Annotated in this window: 21 protein-coding genes and 1 riboswitch; of the genes, 14 read left to right on the top strand and 7 right to left on the bottom strand. The window is 75.8% G+C overall.

Annotated elements, in window-relative coordinates; genetic code table 11:
• Nucleotides 1-44: 44 nt before the first annotated feature.
• Nucleotides 45-1,037 carry an aldo/keto reductase gene (locus ACIOFR_RS05050; protein ID WP_400992521.1) on the bottom strand — a complete coding sequence of 331 codons (993 nt, stop codon included), beginning with the start codon at nt 1,035-1,037 and terminating at the stop codon, nt 45-47.
• Between the two features lie 112 nt (nt 1,038-1,149).
• Here ACIOFR_RS05050 and ACIOFR_RS05045 point away from each other — a divergent pair, with 112 nt between their 5' ends.
• The 3 genes from ACIOFR_RS05045 (at nt 1,150) to ACIOFR_RS05035 (ending at nt 7,362) form a co-directional block, all read left to right on the top strand.
• Nucleotides 1,150-1,629 carry a group III truncated hemoglobin gene (locus ACIOFR_RS05045; protein ID WP_400992520.1) on the top strand — a complete coding sequence of 160 codons (480 nt, stop codon included), beginning with the start codon at nt 1,150-1,152 and terminating at the stop codon, nt 1,627-1,629.
• A gap of 70 nt (nt 1,630-1,699) precedes the next feature.
• Complete coding sequence (locus ACIOFR_RS05040) at nt 1,700-5,101, top strand: BTAD domain-containing putative transcriptional regulator (RefSeq protein WP_400992519.1); 3,402 nt, start codon at nt 1,700-1,702, stop codon at nt 5,099-5,101.
• A 119-nt stretch (nt 5,102-5,220) separates the two neighbouring features.
• Complete coding sequence (locus tag ACIOFR_RS05035; protein WP_400992517.1) at nt 5,221-7,362, top strand: MMPL family transporter; 2,142 nt, start codon at nt 5,221-5,223, stop codon at nt 7,360-7,362.
• Between the two features lie 87 nt (nt 7,363-7,449).
• Here ACIOFR_RS05035 and ACIOFR_RS05030 read toward each other — a convergent pair whose 3' ends face one another.
• Both ACIOFR_RS05030 and ACIOFR_RS05025 read right to left on the bottom strand, forming a co-directional pair.
• Nucleotides 7,450-8,028 carry a Clp protease N-terminal domain-containing protein gene (locus tag ACIOFR_RS05030; RefSeq protein ID WP_400992516.1) on the bottom strand — a complete coding sequence of 193 codons (579 nt, stop codon included), beginning with the start codon at nt 8,026-8,028 and terminating at the stop codon, nt 7,450-7,452.
• 3 nt (nt 8,029-8,031) lie between these two features.
• A complete protein-coding gene (locus tag ACIOFR_RS05025) occupies nt 8,032-8,268 on the bottom strand; it encodes an RNA polymerase subunit sigma-70 (RefSeq protein ID WP_400992515.1) in 237 nt (78 codons plus the stop codon).
• A gap of 70 nt (nt 8,269-8,338) precedes the next feature.
• On the opposite strand from ACIOFR_RS05025, the gene ACIOFR_RS05020 reads away from it, so the two are divergent.
• From ACIOFR_RS05020 to ACIOFR_RS04995, 6 genes are all read left to right on the top strand, one after another.
• The gene (locus tag ACIOFR_RS05020) at nt 8,339-8,911 is read left to right on the top strand and encodes a TetR/AcrR family transcriptional regulator (protein WP_400992513.1); all 573 of its coding nucleotides are present in this window, start codon (nt 8,339-8,341) and stop codon (nt 8,909-8,911) included.
• 26 nt (nt 8,912-8,937) lie between these two features.
• Nucleotides 8,938-9,507 (top strand): DUF4865 family protein, encoded by a 570-nt coding sequence (locus ACIOFR_RS05015; RefSeq protein WP_400992512.1) that lies wholly within the window; start codon nt 8,938-8,940, stop codon nt 9,505-9,507.
• Between the two features lie 9 nt (nt 9,508-9,516).
• Entirely contained in the window at nt 9,517-9,912 is a 396-nt protein-coding gene (locus ACIOFR_RS05010) for a carboxymuconolactone decarboxylase family protein (RefSeq protein WP_400992510.1), read from the top strand.
• The gene (locus ACIOFR_RS05005; protein ID WP_400992509.1) at nt 9,909-10,799 is read left to right on the top strand and encodes a phosphotriesterase; all 891 of its coding nucleotides are present in this window, start codon (nt 9,909-9,911) and stop codon (nt 10,797-10,799) included. Before ACIOFR_RS05010 ends, ACIOFR_RS05005 begins: the two co-directional genes overlap by 4 nt.
• A 140-nt stretch (nt 10,800-10,939) precedes the next feature.
• Complete coding sequence (locus tag ACIOFR_RS05000; RefSeq protein WP_400992507.1) at nt 10,940-12,385, top strand: PLP-dependent aminotransferase family protein; 1,446 nt, start codon at nt 10,940-10,942, stop codon at nt 12,383-12,385.
• Nucleotides 12,386-12,545: 160 nt separating this feature from the next.
• A complete protein-coding gene (locus tag ACIOFR_RS04995) occupies nt 12,546-13,409 on the top strand; it encodes a universal stress protein (protein WP_400992505.1) in 864 nt (287 codons plus the stop codon).
• 122 nt (nt 13,410-13,531) lie between these two features.
• Here the strand turns inward: ACIOFR_RS04995 and ACIOFR_RS04990 are convergent, their stop codons facing one another.
• A complete protein-coding gene (locus ACIOFR_RS04990) occupies nt 13,532-14,287 on the bottom strand; it encodes a CbtA family protein (RefSeq protein ID WP_400992503.1) in 756 nt (251 codons plus the stop codon).
• Nucleotides 14,288-14,311: 24 nt separating this feature from the next.
• On the bottom strand, nt 14,312-14,524 hold the full coding sequence (locus ACIOFR_RS04985; protein ID WP_371500897.1) for a CbtB-domain containing protein: 213 nt from the start codon (nt 14,522-14,524) through the stop codon (nt 14,312-14,314).
• A gap of 298 nt (nt 14,525-14,822) precedes the next feature.
• On the opposite strand from ACIOFR_RS04985, the gene ACIOFR_RS04980 reads away from it, so the two are divergent.
• From ACIOFR_RS04980 to ACIOFR_RS04970, 3 genes are all read left to right on the top strand, one after another.
• Nucleotides 14,823-15,380, top strand: a complete 558-nt coding sequence (locus ACIOFR_RS04980) for a histidine phosphatase family protein (protein WP_400992501.1) — start codon at nt 14,823-14,825, stop codon at nt 15,378-15,380.
• A 215-nt stretch (nt 15,381-15,595) separates the two neighbouring features.
• Nucleotides 15,596-16,252: a Pr6Pr family membrane protein gene (locus ACIOFR_RS04975; RefSeq protein WP_400992500.1), complete on the top strand. Its 657-nt coding sequence runs from the start codon at nt 15,596-15,598 to the stop codon at nt 16,250-16,252.
• A 76-nt stretch (nt 16,253-16,328) separates the two neighbouring features.
• Nucleotides 16,329-17,459, top strand: coding sequence for an alpha/beta hydrolase (locus tag ACIOFR_RS04970; RefSeq protein ID WP_400992498.1), 1,131 nt, complete (start codon nt 16,329-16,331; stop codon nt 17,457-17,459).
• On the opposite strand, the gene ACIOFR_RS04965 is transcribed toward ACIOFR_RS04970, so the two are convergent.
• A complete protein-coding gene (locus ACIOFR_RS04965; protein ID WP_400992496.1) occupies nt 17,452-17,781 on the bottom strand; it encodes a phenolic acid decarboxylase in 330 nt (109 codons plus the stop codon). The genes ACIOFR_RS04970 and ACIOFR_RS04965 overlap by 8 nt on opposite strands.
• Before the next feature lie 155 nt (nt 17,782-17,936).
• Between ACIOFR_RS04965 and ACIOFR_RS04960 the strand changes: the two genes are divergently transcribed.
• Entirely contained in the window at nt 17,937-18,785 is an 849-nt protein-coding gene (locus tag ACIOFR_RS04960) for a helix-turn-helix domain-containing protein (protein WP_400992495.1), read from the top strand.
• A gap of 150 nt (nt 18,786-18,935) precedes the next feature.
• A riboswitch (cyclic di-AMP (ydaO/yuaA leader) is annotated at nt 18,936-19,107 on the top strand.
• Between the two features lies 1 nt (nt 19,108).
• Complete coding sequence (locus ACIOFR_RS04955) at nt 19,109-20,281, top strand: hypothetical protein (protein ID WP_400992494.1); 1,173 nt, start codon at nt 19,109-19,111, stop codon at nt 20,279-20,281.
• Nucleotides 20,282-20,284: 3 nt separating this feature from the next.
• On the opposite strand, the gene ACIOFR_RS04950 is transcribed toward ACIOFR_RS04955, so the two are convergent.
• A complete protein-coding gene (locus tag ACIOFR_RS04950; protein WP_400992493.1) occupies nt 20,285-20,770 on the bottom strand; it encodes a hypothetical protein in 486 nt (161 codons plus the stop codon).
• Nucleotides 20,771-20,817: the final 47 nt, after the last annotated feature.

The following is a 20,817-nucleotide window of genomic DNA, read 5'->3' as shown; positions in this document are numbered from 1 at the left end:
GGCCGGGGGACGGTCCGGCACCGGCCCGCCCCCCGGCCCGCCGGCTACCGGCTGAGCAGGTCGATCTCGGCCAGCTCCTCGTCGGTCAGCGGGGCTCCGTCCAACGCGTCGATGTTCTGGTCGAGTTGGGCGGGGCTGCTGGCGCCCACGATCACCGACACCACGCGCGGGTCGCGCAGCACCCAGGACAGCGCCAGCTGCGCCAGGCTCTGCCCGCGTCGCTCCGCCACCTTGTTCAGCGCGCGCAGCTGCTCCAGCTTCGCGCCGGTCAGCGCCTGCTCCTTGAGGAAGTGCCCGACCGACATCCGCGAACCGGCCGGCACCTCACCGCTCAGGTAGCGGTCCGTCAGCAGGCCCTGGGCCAGCGGGGAGTACGCGATCAGGCTGGTCCGGGTGTCGCCGACCGCGGTCAGCAGGTCCTCCTCCTCGGGCCTGCGGTTGAGGATCGAGTAGCTGGCCTGGTTGAGCAGCATCGGGGTGCCCAGCTCGCGCAGGATCGCGACCGCCTCGCGGTGCTGCTCCGCCGAGTAGTTGGAGATGCCCGCGTACAGCGCGCGGCCCGAGCGCACCGCCGTGTCCAGCGCCCCCATGGTCTCCTCCAGGGGGGTGTCCGGGTCGTGGCGGTGCGAGTAGAACACGTCCACGTAGTCCAGGCCCATCCGGCCGAGCGACTGGTCCAGGCTGGCCAGCAGGTACTTGCGCGAGCCGCCGTCGCCGTACGGGCCGGGCCACATGTCGTAGCCGGCCTTCGAGGCGATGAACATCTCGTCCCGGTACGGCCGGAAGTCCTGGGCGAAGAGCGTGCCGAAGTTCGCCTCGGCGCTGCCGTACGGCGGGCCGTAGTTGTTGGCCAGGTCGAAGTGGGTGATGCCGCGGTCGAAGGCTCTGCGCAGCACCGCGCGCTGCACCTCCAGCGGCTGGGTGTCCCCGAAGTTGTGCCAGAGGCCGAGCGAGACGGCGGGCAGCTGCACCCCGCTGCGCCCGGCGCGGCGGTAGGTCATCGAGCGGTAGCGGTCGTCGGCGGCGAGATAGCTCATGGGCAGCATCCTGCCAGGCCCGGGGCGCCGACCGGGACCTTCGGCCCTGCGCCGTCCACGGGGTGGGACGTACGCTGGCGGGCGAGCGGACCGACCGGGAGAGGAGCCGTCGATGCGCCCCGACATCACCGACCGGGCGGACCTCGACCGCCTGCTGCGCCGCTTCTACGCGGCGGCCTTCGCCGACCCGCTGATCGGCCCGTACTTCACCGAGATCGCCGGCCTGGACCTGGAGGCGCACCTCCCGCACATCACCGACTTCTGGGAGCGCGCGCTGTTGCGCGGCGCCGAGTACCGGCGCGACGCCTTCGCCCCGCACGCCGGTCTGCACCGGCGGCGGCCGATGACCGCCGAGCACTTCGGGCGCTGGGTGCAGCTGTGGCGGGCGAGCGTGGACGGCCTGTACCGGGGGGAGCGGGCGGAGCGCGCCAAGGCGCAGGGCGAGCGGATCGCGCTGGCCATGCTGCGCCGCACCTCGGGCGCGGCGACGGACGGCGGCGCGGGCGGTTTCGTCCCCCTCGCGGCCGTCCTGCTGCGCGGCCGTCCGGCGCCCCCGGCGGTCCCGTCGAACCCTCCCGGCCCGATCGCATAGGCTCGTCACGACCCCGGAACGGCGGGCGCGAGGAGGGCGGGTGCGGTACGGCGGCGGAGCTTCGGCGTCCGTGTACGGATCAGCCCTGCCCGGCCCGGGCGGCGGCGAGCGGGTCACCCTCACGCTGCTCGGACCGCTGACCGCCGAGGTCGACGGGCGGACGGTCGCGCTCGGCGGCCCCCGCCAGCGCGCCGTCCTGGCCCGCCTCCTGGTGGCCCGCGGTGCGGTGGTCCCGGTGGACCGCCTGATCGAGGACCTGTGGAGCGGACGCCCGCCCGCGAAGGCCGCCGCCTCGCTCCAGGCCTACGTGTCGAACCTGCGCCGGCTGCTGGAACCCGCCCGCGGCCCGCGCGAACCGGCCCGGCTGCTGGTCAGCCGCGCCCCCGGCTACGCCCTGGAGCTGCCCGGTACGGACCTGGACGCCTGGGAGTTCGAGGCCCGGATGCGGGAGGCCGGCGCCCTGGTGCCGTTCGCCCGCCAGCTGGCGGACCGCGGCGGGGAGCCGCCCTCCCGCACCCTCGCCGCGGCGCTGGCGCTCTGGCGGGGCCCCGCGCTGGCCGAGTTCGCGGACCAGCCCTGGGCCCGCACGGAGATCGCCAGGCTGGACGAACTCCACGTGTCCGCCCGCGAGCTGGCCGTCGAGGCGGCGCTCGCCGAGGACCGCCCCGGCGACGCCGTACCGGACGCCCGCGCCCTGGTCGACGACCACCCGCTGCGCGAGGAGGCCCGGCGGCTGCTGGCGCTCGCCCTGTGGGGTGCCGGCCGGCAGGCCGAGGCGCTGGACGCGCTGCGCGCCGCCCGGGCCGTGCTCACCGAGGAACTCGGCCTCGACCCGCACCCGGCGCTGGCCGCGCTGGAGACGGCCATCCTCAACCAGCACACCGACCTGCTGCCGTCCGTCCCCGCGCCGCTGCCGCCCCCGGTGCGCGGCGCCGCCCCCCGCCACCGGAACGCGCCGCCGGGCCCGATCTTCGTCGGCCGCGACGAGGAGCTCCGGACGCTGCGCCGGGCCGCCCGCGAGGTCGAGGCCGGCGAGCACGCGGTCGCCGTGGTCAGCGGCGAGGCGGGAGCCGGCAAGTCCACCCTGCTCGGCCGGGTCCGGGCCGAACTGCACGACGCCGGCTGGCTGGTGGCCGCCGGCCGCTGCCCCGAGACCGAGGGCGCCCCGCCCGCCTGGGCCTGGACCGAGGCGCTCCGCGAGCTGGCCGGACAGGCTCCCCTGCCGGACCCGCTCGCGCGGCAGCTCGCCCCGCTGCTCGGCGGTGAGCCGGCCCGCCCGGCCGGGCTGCCGCAGGCCGACGCACTGGCCGGCCGCTTCCGCCTGCACCGGGCCGTCGGGGACTGGCTGCGCCGGGTCGCGGCCGGGCGGCCCGTCGCCGTCCTCCTGGACGACCTGCACGAGGCCGACCAGGAGACCCGGGCCCTGCTCGTCGCACTGTCCGCCGCCCGGCTGCCCGGCCTGCTGCTGGTGGTGGCGCACCGCCCGGGGGAGGGTGAACTCACCGACGTACTGGCCGTGCTGGCCCGCAGGTCGCCCTACCGGCTGCCGCTGGCGGGTCTGGCGGAGGAGGAGGCCGGCCGGCTGATCGGCTCGGTCTGCCCGGCGGAGGTCGACCCGGGCACCGTCCGGGCGCTCGCCGAACGCACCGGCGGCAACCCGTTCTACCTGCTGGAGAGCGCCCACCTGCTGGCCGGGGAAGGCGCGCTGGTCGCCGTCCAGGAGGTGCCGCAGGGCGTCCGGGACGTGCTGCGCCGACGCTTCTCCCGGCTGCCCGGCGCCACCGTCGAGGCCCTGCGGCTGGCCGCCGTGGTCGGCCGGGAGGCCGAGGTGGACCTGCTGCTCGCCGCCTCCGGCCAGAGCGAGGAACGGCTGCTCGACGCCCTGGAGGCGGCCCTCGTCGGCGGTCTGCTCACCGAACCGCGCCCGGGGACGGTCCGGTTCATCCACGCCCTGGTCCGCGACACCCTCTACGCCGACCTGAGCTCGCTGCGCCGCACCCGGCTGCACGGCCGGGTCGCCGGGGCGCTGGGCACCCTGCGCCCCGACCGGCTGACCGCGCTCGCGCACCACTACTCCCGGGCCGCCTCCGCGGCCACCGCCGAACTGGCCGTCGACCACTGCGTGCGGGCCGCCGAGGCCGCCGAGCGCCGGTACGCGCACGAGAGCTGCGCCGCGCTGCTCCGGCAGGCCCTGGACGCGCTCGACCTGGTGCCCGAGGGCGCCGACGACCGCCCGGCCCGGCGGCTCGCGCTGCTCGGCGCCCTGCTGCGGGCCCAGGTCCGGGCCGGCGCCGTCGCGGCCGCGCTGGCCACCAGGGCGGCCGCCGTCGGCCTCGCCCGGGAGAGCGGCCGGGCGGACCTGCTGATCGAGGCCTGGACGGCCTGGACCGAGCCGACCCCCTGGGTCGCCCACCCGTACGGCTCGGTCGACCAGGCCGCCATCGACGCGCTCACCGCCCTGCTGCGGCGGGACGACCTGCCGCCGGTCACCCGCTGCCGGTTGCTGGACGCGCTCACCTACGAACTCGACTGCAGCGGCTCGCAGGGCGGCCGGGAGGCCGGTGCGGAGGCCGTCCGGATCGCCCGCGAGGTCGGCGACCCCCGGCTGCTGGCCCGCGCGCTGGCCGCCCAGGCGCGGGTCCACGACTACGAGCACGACCTGGACCTGCGCACCGAGATCGCCGACGAACTCATCGAGCTGGCCCAGGAGTTCGACCTGCCCGCGTACCGCTGGCACGCCGAGCACCTGCACGCCACCGCGGCCGCCGTCCGGGCCGACCTGCCCGCGCTGCGGGCCCACATCGACGCCGGCCTGCGGATCGCCGAGGCCTACGGACTGCCGGAGCTGGTCGACGTCGGACTGTGCCAGCAGGGCATGATGGCGCTGGTCGCGGACCGCCCGGCCGAGGCCGAGGCGCTGTACGTGCGGGCGGTGGGCGGGCTGCGCTCGCGCGGGTCCCTGCACGCGGACGGGTTCGACGCCGTCTACCGGCTCACCCTGGCGATCCAGGGCGGCCGGCTGCGCGACGAACTGCCGCTGGTCCGGGCCGCGGCCGCGATCTACGGCCCGCTGGTCGACGACGTCCTCGCGCTCGCCCTGGCCCAGGACGGCCGGATCGAGGAGGCCAGGGCGGCCCGCACCCCGCGGCGCCCGATCACCCTCGACTACTACCGCTCGTTCTTCCTGGTGCTGCGGGCGATGGTCGTGATGGCCCTGGACGAGCGGGCCGAGGCGGCCGAGGTCCTGGCGGAACTCGCCGAGGTGGAGCACCTGGTGGCCGGCGCCGCCAGCACGTCGATCGCGCTGCGCCCGGTCGCCCTGGTCCGCGGCGAACTGGCCCGCTACCTGGGGCTTGCGGCCCAGGCGGCCGGGCACTTCCGGACCGCCGCCGAGGTGGCCCGGCGCTGGGAGTCCCCGCGGTGGGAGACCGAGGCGTTCCGGGCTCTGGCGGAACTCGGCCCGGACCTCTAACCTGCCTCCGGGACGCGGGCCCGACCCGCAGAGCTCTCCAAGTGACCGCCAAGTCGACTCCAAGCCCGACCGGCGACGCTGAGCAGGTCTTCTGCACCGGACCAGCCGAAAGGCCCGTCATGTCCTCCCTCCTCGGCCGCCTCGGCGGCGCCGCAGCCACCAGACCCTGGCACACCGTGCTGGGCTGGGTCCTGCTCCTCGCCGCCCTGTTCGGGCTCGCCACCGCCTTCGGCGGCACCCCCCGCGACGACTACCGGGTGCCCGGCACCCGTTCCACCGCCGGGCTCGACCTGCTCAGCGAGCGCTTCCCCGAGATGTCCGGGGCCAGCGCCCGGGTGGTCGTCCACGACCGCACCGGCAAGCGCGTCCCGGAGTCGGTGCTGGCCGAGGTCAGCAGCCGGATCGGCGGTGTCCGCGGCGCGGGCCCGATCGCCCCGCCGCTCTACTCCGCCCAGGGCGACACCGCCCTGCTGGCCGTCAACTACCTGATACCGGTGACCTCGTTCAAGGGCTCCGAGGGCCTGGACGCGCTGCGCGAGGCGGCCCGCCCGGCGCAGGACGCGGGACTCCAGGTCGAGTTCGGCGGCCAGCTGCCGGAGAACTTCTCGGCGCCCGACGGAACCGCCGAGGTCATCGGCATCGTCGCCGCGCTGGTCGTCCTGGTGCTGTCGCTGGGCACCCTGGTCTCGGCCGGCCTGCCGCTGGTGGTCGCGCTGGCCGGGCTCGGCGCGGGCACCGCGCTGACCACCCTGCTGGCCGCCGTCACCGACATCAGCCCGACCGCGCCGACGGTGGCCAGCATGGTCGGCCTCGGCGTCGGCATCGACTACGCGCTGCTCCTGGTGAGCCGCCACGTGGAGGGCCTGCGCAAGGGGCTGACCCGGCAGGCGGCGGCGGCCGAGGCCACCGCGACGGCCGGCTCCTCCGTGGTGGTCGCCGGCTCCACCGTGCTGGTGTCGCTGTTCGGCCTCAAGCTGGCCGGGCTGCCCACCTACTCCTCGTTCGGCTACGCGACCTTCGTCGTGGTCGGCGCCGTGATGCTGGCGTCGCTGACCCTGGTACCGGCGCTCTGCTCGCTGGCCGGGCCGCGGCTGCTGCGCCGCGCCGAGCGCCGCGCCCCCGCCCTCGCGAAGCCCGCCGGGCCGACCCGCACCGAGCGCTGGGCACAGCTGATCGGCCGCCGCCCGGCCGCCGCCGCACTGGTCTCCCTGGTGGTGCTGCTGGCGCTGGCCGCGCCGATGCTGGGCATGCGCACCTGGCCGCAGGACGCCGGCAGCCAGGCCGAGGGCAACACCACCCGCAAGGCGTACGACCTGGTGGCCGAGGCGTACGGCCCCGGTGCCAACGGGCCGCTGCTGGTCGCGGTCGACCTGCGCAGCGTGCCCGCGGCGGAGCTCCCGTCGATCACGGCGAGGCTGACCGCGGACCCGGGGATCGCGGCGGTCGCCCCGCCGCTGCTGAACCGGGCCGGTGACGCCGCCGTGCTGTCGGTGCAGCCGGCCACCGGCCCGCAGGACGAGCGGACCGCCCGGCTGCTGGACCGGATGCGTGGCGACCTGCTGCCGCCCGCCGGCGCCGAGGTGACCGGCGTGGTGGCCTCCTTCGCGGACATCTCCCAGCGGCTCTCCGACCGGCTCTGGGTGGTCGTCCCGTTCGTGGTGGCGCTCTCGCTGATCCTGCTCACCGTGCTCTTCCGGGCGCCGGTGATCGCGGTGAAGGCGGCGGCGATGAACCTGCTCTCGGTGGCCGCCGCCTACGGGGTGATGACCGCGGTCTTCCAGTCCGACGCGGGCGCGAAGGCGCTGGGCCTGCCGCACTCGGTGCCGGTCTCCAGCTGGGTGCCGATCCTGATGTTCACGGTGCTGTTCGGCCTGTCGATGGACTACGAGGTGTTCCTGCTCGCCCGGGTCCGGGAGGAGTGGCTCGCCACCGGTGACGCGCGTGGCAGCGTGATCCGCGGCCTGGCGGCGACCGGACGGGTGATCAGCAGCGCGGCCGCGATCATGGTGGCGGTCTTCACCGGCTTCGCGATCGACCCGGACATCACCGTCAAGATGATGGGCGTGGGCATGGCCGTGGCGGTGCTGATCGACGCCACGGTGGTGCGCCTGGTGCTGGTGCCCGCCACCATGACCCTGCTGGGCCGGCTCAACTGGTGGCTGCCGGCCTGGCTGGACCGGCTGCTGCCCGAGCTGCGGATCGAGCACGGCGGCGAGCCGGTGCCGGCGCCCGCCCGCGAGCCCGAGAGCGTCCCGGCCTGACGGGTCGGCCCGCCCGGTGGGGCGTCCCCGATCCGACCGGTCCGCCCGGCGGGGCTGCGAGCCCCGCCGGGCGGACCGGCGTCCGGGTCATCCCAGGGTGGCCTCGACGGCCCGGCGGACGGCGGCGAAGTCCAGTCCGTGGTCCGCGATCACCCGGGCGCCCAGCCCCTCGCCCTCGCGGAGCAGGCCGAGGACCAGGTGGCCGGTGGCGATCCGGCCGGACTCCAGGCGCCGCGACTCCCGCAGCGACAGCTCCAGGGTCTTCCTGGCCCGGGCCGTGAACGGGCTGCGCCCGCCGCGCCCGCCCCTGCCGGCCTCGCCCGGGCGGAACCAGCCGCGGCGCCGGGCCGGCTCCTCCGCCGGCGGGTCCAGCGCGCCCTGGCCGAAGACCGCCTCCACCGCCTCGCGGACGGCGTCCAGGTCGACCCCGATGGCGGCCAGCGCCGACCCGTCCATCCCGCCGTCCAGCAGCCGCAGCGCCGCCGTGCGGGCCGTGGTGTGGTCCAGGCCGCTGTCGACCAGGACGGCGGCGGACGGTTCGTCGGCGTCGGCGAGGACGGCGAGCAGCAGGTGCTCAGTGCCGATGTGCCCGTGCCCGAGCGCCGCGGCCTCCTCCCGTGCCCGCACCACCACCTGGCGCGCCGACGTGGTGAATCGTTCCAGCATTGCTCAGCCTCCGTCCTCGTTCGTGGGGAATCCCCGTCGGGCGTACTTCTTGTGGACCGCCTGCCGGCTCACGCCCAGGCACACCGCGATGTCCTGCCAGGACCACCCCTGGCCGCGGGCGTTGCCCACCTGGAGGTCCTCCAGACGGTCCGCCAGTTCGCGCAGGGCGCGCACGGCGCGCAGTCCGACGGCCGGATCGCGGCTGCTCGCGGCTGCCGCGAGCTCCTTGGTCTCGCTCATGCTGTCAACGTAGGTTGACGCCAGGGGATTGTCAACCACGGTTGACGAGCTGGATTCTGTACCTACTGGTATGTACAGTGGCCTCATGAGCACCCAGGACCGCCTGATCGAGACCACCCAGGACCTCCTCTGGGAGCGCGGCTACGGCGGCACCAGCCCCAAGGCCATCCAGCAGCAGGCCGGCGTCGGCCAGGGCAGCATGTACCACCACTTCGACGGCAAGCCCGACCTCGCGGCCGCCGCCCTGCAGCGCAGCGCCGAACAGCTGCGCGCACTCGCCGAGGAGCAGCTCGGCGGCCCGGGCACCGCGTACCAGCGGATCGCCGCCTACCTCGGCCGCGAGCGCGAGGTGCTGCGCGGCTGCCGGATCGGGCGGATGGCCCAGGACCCGGAGGTGATCGCGGACCCGCGGCTGCGCGCCCCGGTCGAGGAGACCCTCGGCTGGCTGCGCACCCGGATCGCCCAGGTGGTCGCCGAGGGCCAGGCGGCCGGCGACCTCGCCGCGGGCCCCGACCCGGACGACACCGCCGCCGCGATCGTCGCCGTCGTCCAGGGCGGCTACGTGCTCGCCCGCGCCGCCGGCTCACCCGAACCCTTCCACCGGGCGGTCCGCGGCGCCCTCGCCCTGCTGCGCACCTCCTGACGCCCACCGGATCCGAAAGGCCCGCCGTGCACGCGATGCAGTACGAGATCACCCTGCCCGCCGGCCACGACATGCGGACCGTCCACCGGCGGGTCGCCGACCGCGGCCACCTCACGGACACCCTGCCCGGCCTCGCCCTCAAGGCCTACCTGGTCCGCGAACGCGGCGACGGCACCGGCTCCCCGGTCAACCAGTACGCACCGCTGTACCTCTGGCACACCGCCGAGGCGATGGACGGCTTCCTGCGCGGGCCGGGATTCCGCACCCTGAGCGCCGACTTCGGCCGCCCGCCGGTCCGCCACTGGCTCGGCTCCGGGCTCCGGCCCGGCCCGGCCGCCGAGCTGGACCCCGACGCCGCCCGCAGGTCCGTCACCCCGATCCCGGAGACCACGGACCCGGGCGAGGCCGTCGCCCAGGCGCTGGCCGAACGCCACGACCACCCGAACCTGCACTCCGCCGCCGTCGCCGTCGACCCGTACCGCTGGGAGCTGCTGCGGTTCACCCTCTGGCACGGCCGCCCGCCCGCCGGCGCCGGGGCCGACGCCCGCGACTACCGCGTGCTGCACCTGTCCCGCCCCGAACTCCCCACCCGCTGAAGGAGCTCCGTGGAACCCGCCGACCTCACCCCCGCCCCCCTCGACCGACCGGCCGGCTACCGGGTGCTCGACACCCTGATGGACGAGCGGACCCAGCAGGCCACCCTCACCGGCCTGGACCGGCTCGCCCCCGGTTTCCCCGACTGGATCGTCACCAGCCTGTTCGGCGGTACCTACCAGCGCCCCGGCCTGGAGCCGCGTGAGCGCCAACTGCTCACCATGGCGGCCCTGGCGAGCCTCGGCGGGGTGGAACCGCAACTGGCCGGACACATCCGCAGCAGCCTGCGGATCGGCCTGACACCGCACCAGGTCACCGAGTCCTTCGTCCACCTGGCGCCCTACATCGGGGTGCCCAGGGCCCTCGCCGCGCTGCGGGCGACCGCCGACGTCCTGGCCGAGAAGTGACCCGCCGCGCCCCGCGGATCCACACCGTCCTCGGCCCGGTGGACCCCGCCCACCTGGGCCTGTGCGACGCCCACGACCACCTCTTCCTGCGCAGCCGCGCGCTGCCCGGGCTGGAACTGGACGACCCCGCCGCCGCCGAGGCCGACCTGCGCGCGTTCGCGGCGCTCGGCGGCGGTGCGGTGGCCCAGTGGACGCCGTACGGCATGGGACGCCGGATCCCCGACCTGATCGCGCTCTCCCGGGCCACCGGCGTCCACCTGATCGCCGCCACCGGCCTGCACCAGGCCGCCCACTACGACCCCGGACAGCTGCACGGGCTCGACCCGGCCGCGCTGTTCACCGCCGAACTGACCGGCCCCGGACCGCTCGGCCGGGCCGGTCTGATCAAGGTCGCCGGCGGTTACCACGGCCTGGACGCCCACGCCCGCCGCACCATGACCGCCGCCGCCGAGGCGCACCACGCCACCGGCGCGCCGATCGCCGTCCACCACGAGCTCGGCACCGCCGCCCCCGCCGTCCTCGACCTGCTCTGCGACACCCTCGGCGTGCCACCCCGCAGCGTGCTGCTCGGGCACCTCAACCGTCACCCCGACCCGCGGCTGCACCGGCAGCTCGCGGCCTCCGGCGCCTACCTGGTGCTGGACGGCCCGTCCCGGGCGCACCACGCCACCGACCACCACCTGCTGGACACCCTGGTCGCCCTCACCGAGGCCGGACACGGCGACCGGCTGCTGCTCGGCGCGGACACCACCACCGCCCCCGCCCGCGGCAACCCCGGCATGGCGTACCTGCTGAGCGGGCTGCGTCCGCGGCTGGTCCGCGAACTCGGAGCGGACCTCGCCGACACCGTGCTGCGCGCCAACCCGGCCCGGGCGCTGGCCTGGTGACGGCCCGGCCGGGACACCGCAGGCCGGGGGAGCGCCGCAGGTCGGGGGAGCGCCGCCGGTCCGGGCGCACTGCCGGTCCGGGCGCGCTGCCGGTCCCGGCACTCCGCCGGTCCGGAACGCCGCTGGTAGGGTCCGGTCCCGTGTCCGAATCCTGGGCCGACGCCGCCGAACGGATCGGCATCGACCTCCACCTGACGCTGTCCCGCCCCGGCAGCCGGCAGGCCGCCCTCACCCACGCCCTCCGCGAGGCGGTCAGGGCGGGCAGGCTCGCCCCCGGCACCCGGCTGCCGCCCTACCGCTCGCTCGCCGCCGACCTCGGGGTCGCCCGCAACACCGCGGCCGGCGCCTACGCCGAACTGGTCGCCGAAGGCTGGCTCGTCGCCCGCCAGGGCTCCGGCACCCGGGTCGCCGAGCGCGCCGCGCCGCCCGCGCCCACCCGCCGCCCCGCCGGGGAGCCGCCCCGCCCCGCCGGACCCGCCCACGACCTGCGCCAGGGCCGACCGGACGCCGGCTCCTTCCCCCGCACGGCCTGGCTCGCCGCCGCCCGCCGCGCCCTGACCGCCGCACCCGACGAGGCCTTCGGCCCCGGCGACCCGCAGGGCCGCGTCGAACTGCGCCGCGCCCTCGCCGAGTACCTGGCCCGCGCCCGCGGCGTCCGCACCACGCCCGACCGGATCGTGATCTGCTCAGGCTTCGCCCACGCCCTGCGGCTGCTGTTCGGCGGCACCGGCGGCGCCGGACGCGGGCCGCTGCGCGGGCCGTTGGCCGTGGAGGCCTACGGGCTCGCCTTCCACCGCGACCTGCTGGCGCAGGCGGGCGTGCGCACCGTACCGCTGGAGATCGACGAACACGGCGCCCGGACAACGGAGTTGGACACCCACCGGGGTCTACGGGCGGCGCTGCTCACCCCGGCCCACCAGTTCCCCACCGGCGGGTCGCTGCACGCCTCCCGGCGCACCGCGGCGGTCGACTGGGCCCGTACCCGTGACGCCCTCGTCCTGGAGGACGACTACGACGGCGAGTTCCGCTACGACCGCGAACCCGTCGGCTCCGTCCAGGGGTTGGACCCGGAACGGGTGGTCTACCTCGGCTCGGTGAGCAAGAGCCTCTCCCCGGCGATCCGGCTCGGCTGGATGGTCCTGCCCGAGCGGCTGGTCGGGCAGGTCCTGGAGACCAAGGGCCTGCGCGAGGCCTGGGCCGGCGTCCCCGACCAGCTCACCCTGGCCGAACTCCTCGCCTCCGGCCACTACGACCGCCATGTGCGCCGGATGCGGCAGCGCCACCGGCACCGCCGCGACCGGCTCCTCGCGGCCCTCGCCGCCCACGCCCCGCACATCGAGGTCACCGGGATCGCGGCCGGACTGCACGCCCTGCTGCGCCTGCCCGCCGGCACCGAGGCCGCCACCCTCGCCACGGCGGCCCGGCTGGGGATCGCCGTGGACGGCCTCGGCGTCTTCCGCCACCCGGCCGCCGCGGCGGCCCCCGTCACCGACGGACTGGTGGTGGGGTACGCCGGCCCGTCCGAGCACGCCTACGGCGCGGCCCTGGCCGCACTGTGCCGGGCCCTGCCGCCCGACCACGGCTGAACCGGGGCCGGGGCCCGCCGCCCCGGACCGGGGTTCCGCCGGGCCGCCGCTGCGAGCCACGGCGCACCGCCGCCGCGAGGCGCATCCTGGTACCAGGGCCCTGCGCGGCGGTCCCGGCCGGGGCCGGTGCGGAGGGCGTGGATCGTTCCCGGAGGCGATCATGACCAACAGAGCCCCCGCAGGCGTGGTGGCAGGGGTGGACGGCTCGGCCCCCGCCGCGGCCGCCGCAGAATGGGCCGCCCAGGAGGCCGAACGCCGAGGGTGCGCACTGCACCTGGTGCACGCCGTCAACACCGGCACCCTCACCCTCTCGCCACGGACCGGCGCCGCCGTCACCGACCTCATCCTGCGCGAGGCCCAGGACGTCCTGGACGAGGCCCTCGGCAAACTGGCCGCCGCCCACCCGGAGCTGCGCCTCACCGGGGACGTGGTGCCCAGGGACGCCGCCGAGGCCGTCCTCACCGCCGCCGAGCACGCGGAACTCGCCGTGGTCGGCACCCGCGGCCACGGCGGCTTCGCCTCCCTGCTGCTCGGCTCGGTCAGCCTGCGGGTCGCCGCGCACTCCCGGTGCCCGGCCGTCGTGGTCCGGGGCGCACCGGACACGGGGCGTCACATCCTGGTCGCCGTCCGCGACGAACGCGACGGCGAGACCCTGCGGTTCGCCCTGCGCGAGGCCACCGACCGGCGGCTGCCGGTGGAGGCCCTGCACACCTGGTCCCCGGCGGTGGCCGGGGCCGGGCAGGCGGCGCCGATGACCGACGAGGAGGCGGAGGAGGCCAGGCTGCACGAGCAACTGCTGCGCAGCACCGTCGACCCGGCCTCGGAGGAGTTCCCGGACGTGCGGGTGAACGCCCGCCAGCTCACGGGCGCCACCGCGGCGACCCTGGTCGAGGCCTCGCGCCAGGCCGCGCTGCTGGTGGTCTCCCGGCACGAACCCGCGCCGCACTTCGGGTTGCGGCTCGGGACGGCCGTGCACGCCGTGCTGCACCACGCGCACTGTCCGGTCGCGGTGGTGCCGGCCTGAGCGGCGGGCCTGAGCGGCACGCCCGATCGGCGGGCCGCGCTCGGGACCGTCCTCGGGAAGGTCCTCGGGAACGCCGAAGGCCCGGCGGGTGTCCCGCCGGGCCTTCGGGTCGAACGGGCCACTCAGACCGCAGCGGTCCTGGCGGCGGGCGCGCCGGCCGGGGCCGGGCTCAGCAGACGCTCGGCGAGGTGCCCGAAGAGCAGGCCGAAACCGCTCCACAGCGTCACCTGGATCGCCAGCGCCGACAGCCGGAACTGCCACAGCAGCGAGGCCGGGAAGTCCTCCGGCACCTCGTCCACCACCGGCAGCAGCGCGTAGGCCACACCGACGGCGGCCGCGAAGCCGAGCACCGCCACGACCGTCGCGTTCCAGTTGCCCAGGCTCGGCGCCAGCCGGCGGCCGAGGATGGTGGCCGCCACCGCGAGCAGCACGCTGAGCACCATCAGCAGGAAGTACAGCGTGGTGCGCTTGCCGATGGTCTCCGGGTCGCCCACCGACGGCGGGTTGGCCGGGTACTTCAGGAACGGCACGACGTACACCGCGAGCAGCCCGGCGCCGGAGAGCAGCGCGGCCGTGGCCCGGGGGCCGAAACGGCCGACCCGGCCCAGCGCGAAGCAGAACGCCAGCCCGGCGATGCCGCCGAACGCGAGCCCGTAGAGCAGGATGCCGGTCGCCAGGCCGAGGGTGGACTGGAGGCTGCGGCTGACCAGCTCCACCTCGCCGGCGTCGTGCGAGTGGGCGTGCGCCTCCTCGAAGCCGATGGCGGCGTCGACGTGCGGCTCACCCAGGAGGTAGGCCACGACCAGGGCGAGCACGCCGGCGGCCAGGCCCGCGAGCATGCCCCGGACGAGCAGGGATCTGACAGAGACGGAGTTCATGAGCGTTGCTTCCCCTTGTGGAGATCAGTGGCAGGGGAAGCCGAGCAGGTGCCGGCCGTCGTGGACCCACTCGTGCACCGTCTCGCCGGAGATCAGTGCGGTGGCGCCCTGCTCGGCGCCGACGAAGTAGATGACGACCAGCATCAGGATGCCGAAGAACGCCGCCCACGGGGCGATCGCCTTCAGCGAGATGGGGGGAATCGCCGGAGCGGCGGCGGGGGCGATGGGGTGAGCCATGACCGGACCTCCTGGGGGAACTCGCGTCCCGTTCGATGGAGCAGTGGACGACGGAGTCGGGTCTGACTTTCCGGCACCTGACGAGGAGTCGGGCACCGGGTACACAGTGGCGCGACCGTGCCGGGATCCCACCGGCTTCCGTCACACCGTCGTCAATTGTCGAGGTGACGGTACCGTGGGGCGGCGGCTCGGCCAAGAGCTGTCGCAGGAGCGCACGGCGCACGAGGCGGCGCGCGGCGCCGCCGCGCAACCGTACGTGTACGTGCCGGGCTTGCCGCCGGGCAGGAGGAGGGCACCGATGACGGTACGGGTGATGCTGATCTCACCGGCGGCCTCGACCGACCTGCGGGCGGCCCGGTTCGGCTCCGACGCCCCGCTCTCCGCCGCCGGCCTCGACCGGGCCCGCTCGGCCGCCGCCCGGACCCCGGGGGCGGACCGCGTCTCGACCGCCCCCGCCCGCCGCTGCGCCGAGACCGCCGCCGCACTCGGCCTGGCGGCGGACGTCGACCCCGCCCTCGCCGACCTGGACACCGGCACCTGGCGCGGCCGCACCCTCGACGAACTCGCCGCCACGGACCCGGCCGCCCTCGGCACCTGGCTCGCCGACCCCGACGCCGCCCCCCACGGCGGCGAGTCCCTCACCGACCTGACGGCCCGCATCGGCGCCTGGCTCACCACCCGGCCGCCCGGTCGCACCCTCGCCGTCGCCGACCCCGCCGTCATCCGCGCCGCCCTCGTGCACGCCCTCGCCCTCCCCCCGCACGCCTTCTGGCGCCTCGACGTCGAACCCCTCACCCTCACCCGCCTCACCGGCGGAGCCGGCCGCTGGAACCTCGCCTGCGGCGAGCGACTCTGAGCCCTCGGCCCGCCCGGGTCGGTCCCCGCCCGGGTCGGTCCCCGCCCGGGTCGGTCCCCGCCCGGGCGAGGTCGTGTGCCGGCCGGAGGGTCCACCGGTGGCGGGCCGAACGGGTGGCGGGGGCTGTGGTGCCGGTCGGTCTGCCGGATGGTGCGGCGAGCCGGGCTGATGATGTGTCGGACTGATGATCATTCAGCGGCGCGGAGGTCGGGGCCATGCGGGAACGTGCAGTCCACCTCGGGCGGATCGCCTTCGGGCTGCTGGCGGCGGTGGCGCTGTCCGTGCAGGGGTACCACGCCGTCAGCGAGGGGGAGCCGCTGACCGACTACTTCAGCTACTTCACCAACCTCAGCAACATCGCCGGCCTGCTGGTGCTGATCACCGGGGGCGTGCTCGGGCTGCGCGGGCGGCCGGGGGTGCCGGACGGGATCCGCGGGGCGATCGTGCTGTACATGGTGATCACCGGGCTGGTGTACGCGGTGCTGCTGTCGGGCTACCACCTCGGGCTGCTGCTGCCGTGGGTGAACGACATCGTCCACCGGCTGATGCCCGTGGTGTACCTCGCGGACTGGCTGATCGTGCCGCCGCTCGCCCGGCTGAGCCGGGTCACCGCACTGAAGTGGCTGGTCTTCCCGCTGGTGTACCTGGCGTACACCCTGCTGCGGGGGCCGCTGGTGCACTGGTACCCGTACCCCTTCGTCGATCCGAACCTGCACGGCGGCTACGGCCGGGTGGCCGGCGCCTGCACGCTGCTGCTCGGCGCGTTCGTGCTGGTGGCGGCGGCCGTGCGGTGGGCCGGCAACCGGCGGGCGGCGCGGCGTGCGCCGCGGCACGCCCGCACGGGCCCGGCGAGCGCCGCCGACCCGACCTGACGCCGAACGAACTGACGCCGACCCGACCTGACGCCGACCCCGACCCACCCGAACGAGAAGCGGGAGGAGTGCCGACATGGGCCTGACCAGCCACAAGGTCCTGGCGGCCGCCGTGGGCGCCGCGCTGCTGGCGATGGTCGTGACGGTCGGATGCTGGCCGCGGCTGTCCCGCCGGCACTGGGCGGCGGTGCTCGGCCGGATCGGGGCGCTGCTGGCCACCCAGCTGGCGCTGCTCTGCGCGCTCGGGCTCGCCGCCAACTCCTACTTCTCCTTCTACACCAGCTGGGACGACCTGCTGGGCACCGGCGATCCCGGTCCGGTCACCGTCCGCCCGGGGGGTGAGGGCGGACCGGCCGGGCCGGTGCAGGTGCTGGGCCGGGAGGCGGTGCAGGGCGCCGGGCCGAGCGGGCGGGACCCCGCTTCGGCGGGTGAGGTGCAGGCGGTCAGGATCGCCGGTACGCGTTCGGGGCTCAGCACCGACGGGTTCGTGTACCTGCCGCCGCAGTACTTCCAGCCCGCGTACGCGGACCGCCGCTTCCCCGCGGTGGTGGTGCTGACGGGCTTCCCGGGGGACGCCCGGAACCTGCTGACGCGGCTCAACTACCCCGGCGCGGCGCTGCGGTTGAACCGGGAGGGCCGGATGCAGCCGGCCGTGCTGGTGCTGATGCGGCCGTCCCCGGCGATGCCGGCCGACACCGAGTGCGAGGACGTTCCCGGGGGCGCGCAGGCGGAGACCTACTTCACCCAGGACGTGCCGCGGGCGGTCGCCGCCGGCTACCGGGTGGCGGTGCGGCCGCAGGGCTGGGCGGTGATGGGCAACTCCACCGGCGGCTACTGCGCGCTGAAGCTGGCGATGCGCCACCCGGAGGTGTTCCCCAGCGCGGTCTCGATGTCCGGGTACTACCGGGCCGAGGAGGACGCCTCGACCGGCGACCTCTTCGGGGGCAGCCGGCGGCGGCGCGAGGAGGCGGACCTGGTCTGGCGGCTGGCCCATCTCCCGCCGCCGGGGATCGCGGTGCTGCTGGCCGGGTCCGAGCGCGGCGACGGGGACTACTCCCGGGAGACCCGGGCGTTCGCCGCCGCGGTGCGGCTCCCGATGTCGCTGGCCACCGCGACGGTGCCGGAGGGCGGCCACAACTTCCAGACCTGGAGCCGGCTGCTGCCGTCCGCGCTGGAGTGGCTGTCGCCGCGGCTGGCGGTCAGCTGACCGGCTGGAGCTTTCCGGTGTGCAGCTCGCCGACCCGGCCGCCCTCGCCCTCGTACGTCCAGAAGACGCGCACGGTGAGCGCCTCCAGGTCCATGACGTGGCTGACCGTGATGCCGCTCTGCTCGGTCCAGCTGACGAAGTACACCTGCGGGCCGACCTGGGCGACGTGCAGCTTCACGTCCTCCCACTGGCCGGCGGACTCGCCGAGGCCCTCCCAGCGCAGCCGGGTGCCGTCGGCGGAGTAGGAGTTGCGGAAGGCGGCGCCGTTGTCGACGTCGAACAGGTAGGTACGTCCGGCGAAGCCAGGCAGGGGCGCGGTCATCTCGGGGGTGATCCTCTGAACGGTCGGCGGCGGCCGCGGCCGGGGGTCCGGCCGCTGCCTCCAACCTAGCGGACGGGCGCGCGCCCGAGCCCGCTTCGAACGGTCCGGGCGGCCGGCCTTGAGTCTCCCGCGGGGCAAGGTCCTAGATTCGGCACGTGGACGGAACGGAACGCTTGCTCACCATCGGCGCGATGGCCCGGCGCACGGGCCTGACGGCCAAGGCCCTGCGGCACTACGACCGGATCGGCCTGCTGCGGCCGGCCGAGGTCGACCGGGGCACCGGTTACCGGTACTACCGGCCCGAGCAGGTGGCCGGGGCGCGGTTGGTGCGGGCGCTGCGGGCGGTCGACCTGCCGCTGGAGGAGGTCCGGGAGTGCCTGGCCGCCGCCGATGCCGGCGACGGCGGCCGGGTGCCGCAGGTGCTCGCCACGCACCGGCGGCGGCTGCAGGCCCGGCTGGACCGGCTGCGCGGCGCCGTCCACCGGACGGATCATCTGATCGAGGAAGGGACGGAGTCGCTCATGGGTGAGGACGGAGCGGGGGCCACGGCCCCCGGGGACGAGCGGCAGCTCGCGGTGGACCTGTTCAACGGGGTCTGGCGGCTGCTGGAGCGGGAGGACCGCTCGGTGGAGGACGACGACCGGATGGTGCACATGGCGCACGCCTCACGGCACCACTGGGGGCAGGTGGGCACCGCCGTGAACCTCAGCCGGGGCGAGTGGCAGTGCTCCCGGGTGTACGCGGTGCTCGGCCGGGCGGAGCCCGCGCTGTACCACGCCCGGCGCGGGCTGGAGATCTGCCGCGCCCACGCGATCGGCGACTGGGACCTGGCCTTCGCGTACGAGGCGCTGGCCCGGGCGACGGCTGTGGCGGGGGACCGGGACCGGGCCAGGGAGTGGACCGAGCAGGCCCTGGCCGCCGCCGAGGAGATCGCCGCCCCCGAGGACCGCGAGCTGGTCCTCGCGGACCTGGAGGGCATCCCCGGGCAGCCCCGATTCTGGTAGCGCACAGGGGGCGCGGTCGCGGACGTGGGGGCAGGCGGGCTGTGAGGGACGTCTCATTGTCGGTATGCGACCCATCTGCCTAGCCTGCACGGGATGCCCGGCTGGGCAGACCCGCGGTCGGGACGCCTAGTCCTGTCCACCCGGCGGCGGACACCCGACCCACCTTCTGGACAGGAGCGGGGGAACCAGGTTTGTCGCCGTCGCGCCCCGCTCCCTCCGGAGCCGGGCGCGCGGCTCGGGGTGAAGCCGCTCCCCACCGGCGGCCGGGCAGCCTCGTGCCCGAACCCGACAGCTCACCTCGCAGGCGTCGCAGAGGAACCGCCATGCGACTTTCACCGACCCCCGCCCGCCTCGGCCTGCTGGCCGGAGCGACCGTACTCGCCGGCGTCCCGCTGGTCGGCCAGGCGCAGGCCGCCGGTCCGACGGTGACCCAGGACCGCCTGTCGCCGACCGCCATGGCGGCCGACACCGCCACCAAGGCCACCCTCACGGTGCACTCCTCGGGCTGCTTCACCGCCAAGACCCTCGGGGTCGGCGTCCGCGACGCCGCCGGGCACAACCTGGACTTCCCCGGCAACACCTCCAACGTCCAGATCTGCCCGGGCGGGACGACCTTCACCAGCGCCGCCCGCACCCTGCCGGCCGGCACGTACACCCAGTTCGGTTTCTGGCAGGACTCCGCCAACGCCTGGCACAACCTGCCCTCGCAGACGCTGACGGTCGGCGGCTCGACCACCCCGGCCCCGGCGCCCACCCCCACCCCCACCCCCACCCCCGCGCCGACCCCGACGCCCACCCCCGGCGCCGGTGCCCCGGTCGCGGGCAAGTCGCTGACCTGGTCGGACGAGTTCGACAGCCTCTCCGCGTCGCGCTGGACCACGGACAGGAGCAGCTCGTACCGCTACGGCAACCACAACCCGGACGACAACAAGCTCGACTGGCTGAGCAAGAGCGGCGTGAGCGTCTCCGGCGGCAGCGCGAACTTCACCGCCAAGCCGGGCGCCAACAAGCTGGAGAACGGCAAGCAGGCCTGGGACACCGGACTGCTCACCACCGAGTACTCCGCCGAGGGTTTCCAGGTGAAGACCGGCGACTACGCCGAGACCCGGGTCAAGCTGCCCTCCGGCACCGGAGCCTGGCCGGCCCTGTGGACCTGGAAGAACGGCAACGGGGAGATCGACTCCTTCGAGTACCACCCGGACAACCCGAACCTGCTGGAGCTGACCAACCACGTCAAGTCCGGCTCGAAGTACTACACCGACGCCGGTGCGGTCGCGAAGGACAAGTGGGTCACCATCGGCACCTACTACGGCGCCAACTCGGTCGACTGGTACGTCAACGGCACCAAGGTCTTCTCGGACAACACCGGGGTCGGCGCCAACTGGTCCGCGTACCTGATCCTCAACCTGTCGCTGAGCGCGGGCCAGTACCACCCGGCTCCCTCGGGCACCGCGCCGATCACCTTCGCCGCGGACTACGTGCGGGTCTACCGCTGATGCTCAGCCGGTCACGGAGAGCGTGAACGGGGTGCGGTCGTCCGCCGGGTGACGGTCGTCCGCCCCCACCACCAGCAGGTGCCCCTCCGCCCGTGTGCCGGGGGGCACCTGCGCCGCCACCCGGACGGGCGCCAGCACGGTCGCGGTCCGCCCGGGGCCGAGCCCGGCCGGGAAGCCGCAGCGCAGCAGGTGCCCGGCGGCCCCGGGCGCGCAGGAGGCCGGGAAGAACGGGCCCTCGAACGTGAAGCCGGCCGGCAGCTCGATCAGCACCGTGAACGGCGAGGCCGTCCGGTCCGGTCCGGCGTTGGCGACGAAGCCGTGCAGCGTGGTGGCGCCGCCGGGCGGCGCCGGGTCCGGGTCCAGCCGGACCACCCGCAGGTCGGCCTCGGGCGGCGGCGCCGCCCCGAGCGTGCCGAGGACCCCGGCCAGCACCGCCGCCGAGACCGCCGCCACCGCGGCCGCCGGACGCGGACTCACCCTCCCGGACATGTCGGACCTCCCACCGCTCGCACTCTGGTCGATACTCACGGTAGCGA

Origin of the sequence: Kitasatospora sp. NPDC088346, from assembly GCF_044740765.1 — a bacterium.
Taxonomy (GTDB): Bacteria; Actinomycetota; Actinomycetes; order Streptomycetales; family Streptomycetaceae; genus Kitasatospora.
This window is presented reverse-complemented; position numbering and strand designations above follow the sequence as displayed.